The 2,957-nt window shown below is 68.3% G+C and carries 2 protein-coding genes; both read right to left on the bottom strand.

Annotated features, from left to right (window positions below):
- A partial coding sequence (istB, locus tag VFL64_RS20160; RefSeq protein WP_489542174.1) for an IS21-like element helper ATPase IstB occupies positions 1-757 on the bottom strand: 757 nt, incomplete at its 3' end.
- A 392-nt stretch (positions 758-1,149) separates the two neighbouring features.
- Positions 1,150-2,685, bottom strand: coding sequence for an IS21 family transposase (gene istA / locus VFL64_RS20155; RefSeq protein WP_489542173.1), 1,536 nt, complete (start codon positions 2,683-2,685; stop codon positions 1,150-1,152).
- Positions 2,686-2,957: the final 272 nt, after the last annotated feature.

Here is a 2,957-nt window from a genome sequence, read left to right as displayed (position 1 = left end):
CCGCCGGAGCCAGTTTTGGCGCCCGGTAGGACTGCCCGTCCAGGACCAGGCAGTAGGCGTTGTGGCGCAGGCGGTCCAGCGTGGCGGAAGCGAGCAGGCGGTTGGCCGGGAAGGCGGAATCCCACTCGGGGAAGTCCAGGTTGCTGGTGACGATGGTGGAGGTGCGCTCGTAGCGTTCGGCGATGAGGTCGTGCAAGTCCTCGTCGGCCGGGGTGCGAAGCGGCTTGAGGGCGAAGTCGTCGATGATGAGCAGGGGCACGCGCGCCAGGGCGGCGAGGCGGCGCTCATAGGTGCCGGTGGCGCGGGCGGCGTTCAGGCTCTGGGTGAGGTTGGCGCAGGTGGTGAAGACCACGTCGATGCCTTGGCGCACGGCGCAGTGGCCGAGGGCCTGCGCCAGGTGACTCTTGCCGGTGCCGCAAGGGCCGACGATGAGCACGGGTGCCTTCTCCTGCAGGTAGCGCCCGGTGGCCAGGTCGTGCACCAGGGTGCGGTTGAGCTGAGGCAGCCGCTCGAAGTCGAACTGCTCCAGCGTCTTGGTGGTACGGAACTGTGCGCGGCGCAGCCGCGAGCCGAACTTCTTCTGCTCGCGCCGGGCGATCTCATCGCCGATGAGCAAGGCGAGGAACTCGGTGTAGGCGAGCTTGGCGTCGAGGGCCTGGCGGTTGCGTGCCTCCAGCGAGTCCAGGATGCCCGACAGGCGCAGTTGCTTGAGTTGGGGCAGCAGTTCGGGGGCGGGGTTGAATCGATCGGTGTTCATGGTGTGTGTCGTCATGGGTTGTGGGTCTTGCCGGTGGGTGTGTGGTGGTGGTGGTGAGGTGGTTGCTGTGGGGGTGGCCTCCTTGCTCCATGCCGCAGATGCCTCTGCGCCTTGGCGCTCACAGGAGCTGATCCATTGCGGTCACGAGAACCGAGCCGCCGCTGACTTGCGCGGGCGGCACCCACGCCTGGGAGCAGGGTCAAGGGCGGGCGCAAGCCCGGCGCAGCGAACCCTTGACGCTGCGTAGAGGCGCATACGCTGCCGGATGGCTGTGGGCGCGGCATTTGAGCGCCTACGGCCATCCAGGCTTTGCGCGGCTGCTGGCATCAAGCTGGGCGGGTCGGTCTGCGTGAACACAGGGAGGTCAACTGCGATGAGCACCAAGGCCGATGTCAATGCAGCAGGTCCATCTGCACGGGGATGCCGGCGAACAGGCTGGCCGCATCGCGCGCAAAGCGCGGCTTGGCATAGCCGGCCGGGGTGTCGGCGGGGGCCGGCAAGGGGCGCAGGTCCGCGCCGGTGCTCAGGATCGTCTTGACCGTGCGGTAGTGCGGCGAGTCGTGGGCCAGTGCGCGTGCGCAGGCTGCCTCCAGGCGTACCGGGCTGTACTGCTTGCCGAATCCGATGAGGCCTTGGGCAGTGCGCAGCCGCTCGAGGATGTTGTCGCTCAGCAGGTGCTCGACCAGTTGGCGGCACGAGGGGCCGACACGGCCGGCCTGAGCGACACACCAGGCGCGGTCATGAGCGAAGAATGCCTGGGCCTGCGGCGGCAGGTGGTCGCGCACGGTGACGCGCTGGCCGGCCAGTCGGCCGCGCAGGTGCGTCACCACGTGGCGATGCTCCTCGTACAGCGCCACCGCCGCGTCGGTGGCACGCAGCCACAAGGTCTTGCCGGCCAGGGTGAAGGGGGCCGAGTACAGCACGCGCTCGAACTGCACATGGCAGTCGCGATGCACGCTCACGAGGTGCCAGGTACCCAGGTCCGGCGCGATGGCCGGCAGGGGCAGCAGCAGTGCGCGCTCGATCTCGAACAGCGCCAGCGGTGCCTTGCGCGTGGTGCCGTGGATGCGCTGGCCGGCCTCCTCCATCACCCAGGTGCTGGCCTGTGCGTTCAGGTCGGCCCGGTCGCGGAACGTGCGCAGCGGCAGGAAGTTGCTCTTGAGGTACTTCACGCCCGATTCGACGATGCCCTTCTTCTGCGGGTCATGCGGCGGGCAGGGATCGATCTTGAAGCCATAGCCCTCGGCGCATTGGGCGTAGGCGCGCTGCACGGCCGGGTCCTGCGCACAGGCCTTGGTGATGGCGCACTTGGCGTTGTCGATGATCACGCGCCGAGGCACGCCGTTGAACCACTCGAAGGCGCGGCGGTGGCAGCCCAGCCAGGTGGCGCTACTCTGGTCCCAGACGAACTCAACGTACTGATGGCGCGAGAAGCACAGCGTCATCACGAATGCCCAGGTGCGCCGCTCCTGCCCATCGGGGTGGGTCAGCATGGGGCCGGCGCCGAAGTCCACCTGCGCGGCCTCGCCGGGCTCGAAGTCCAGCCGGCACGTCACGTCCACCGGCTCGTTGCGCCCGATGTCGGCCAGCATGCGCCGCACTGCCGAGTAGCTGCCGGCAAAGCCGTGCTCGCGCTTGAGCGCCGCATGGATCGCCACGCCCGAGATCCCCGTCTGGGCCCACTCGACGATGCGCGCGCGGTGTTCCTCCAGGCTTGAGATCGTGCTGGCCGGGCGCCGCTGTGCGCCCAGTGCCGCGGCGATGGCCTCGTCCCCGGGCAACGGCTGCTCGGGAGCAAGCCATCCGTGCTGCTGGGCCAGCTCCCGCAACTGCGCTGCCTTGGGCCGGCCCATCACTTGCGCCGCCGCGATCTGGCGGTCGCTGTCTCCCTGCCGCATGCGCAGCAGGGCTTGTCGGTACTGATGCATCTCGAATCTCCTGCGAACCATCGCTTCCCCTCGCGGACAAAAGGTCCGCAAGGTAGCGATGGCGGTTGATTCGCGATGCCGTTTACCGCCTCGGCGGTGGCTCCAATGTGCCGATCATCGGGTGGCTCCTATGCGCCGATCACGCACTGGCTCCAATATGCCGATCATCGACTGGCTCCTACATGCCGCTCACGAGGTGGCTCATATGTGCCGGTCGGTGACAGCTAGTGGATGCACTTAAGACGACGGACCCTTGGCCGGTCGGAAGGGGC

The sequence above is a fragment of the Rhizobacter sp. genome, from assembly GCF_035702065.1.
In the GTDB taxonomy this organism is placed as follows: domain Bacteria; phylum Pseudomonadota; class Gammaproteobacteria; order Burkholderiales; family Burkholderiaceae_C; genus Rhizobacter.
This window is presented reverse-complemented; position numbering and strand designations above follow the sequence as displayed.

What these genes read in the sequence shown, in the direction of transcription:
- istA (WP_489542173.1), bottom strand. Translation starts at nt 2,685, where the DNA reads ATGCATCAGTACCGACAAGCCCTGCTGCGCATGCGGCAGGGAGACAGC.